Here is a 778-nt window from a genome sequence, read left to right as displayed (position 1 = left end):
TTTTTTGGTTTTTTGGGTGGTTGGTGTATTGTTCTTTTTTTGTTTATTTTTTTTTGTGTATAGGTAGCGGTACCACAGAGAGATAAACGCGGAAGGTCGTCGGCAGCGGCAGATGTGGATAAGATGCAGTGTAACAATTGTACGTTTGCTGCTAACCAAACTATAGAGCCTGCTGGTGGTGTAATTACAGGTCAAAATATTAACCTAAACAATGCGTACGTAGAAAATACCTATAAACAAGCCTTTTCAGCCTCTACCAGTTTTACTCAAGTATATGATAAATCTAGATTAAGTATAGAGGTTTTTGGGGCTATTTCTGGAGACGGAATAGACGATTCTGATGCTATTGATGCTACTATTAATAATATAGAAATAGCAAATGCAAGTCCAAAAGGTTCTTATATTAAAAATAAACCATCTACATACAAAAGAGAAGGTAATTTTGACTGGAATTTAAACGGAGCAAAAATAGAAACTACTAGCAATTCTAATTTTAGAATAAATACGTTTGATGTAGATTATATTTTTACATTTTACAATTTAAATCCAAGATTTTATAATGGTGAGTTTGATGGTACAGATACTTACGGGAGGTTAATTTGGTTAAGAGGACAACAAAGTTTTTATTTTGCAGATTTAAACGTACATAATTACCATTCTACATCTAACGCCAGAGGTATAGCATTTAGAGTTAATATGCTCCCACAATCTAAAGGATTTTATAAAGGTGAGTTTTACCGTAATACCATAAATAATATAAGTTCAGCTTCTGACGGTA

The 778-nt window shown here is 32.8% G+C and carries 1 protein-coding gene; it reads left to right on the top strand.

The window, feature by feature from the left end; translation table 11 throughout:
• Positions 1–123: 123 nt before the first annotated feature.
• On the top strand, positions 124–778 hold a 655-nt coding region (locus tag BFJ87_RS14210), incomplete at its 3' end, for a hypothetical protein (protein WP_139344260.1).

It is taken from the genome of Cellulophaga omnivescoria (genome assembly GCF_001999725.1).
Taxonomy (GTDB): Bacteria; Bacteroidota; Bacteroidia; order Flavobacteriales; family Flavobacteriaceae; genus Cellulophaga; species Cellulophaga omnivescoria.
The sequence above is the reverse complement of the archived record's forward strand: the minus strand, read 5'-3'. Positions and strand labels throughout refer to the sequence as shown.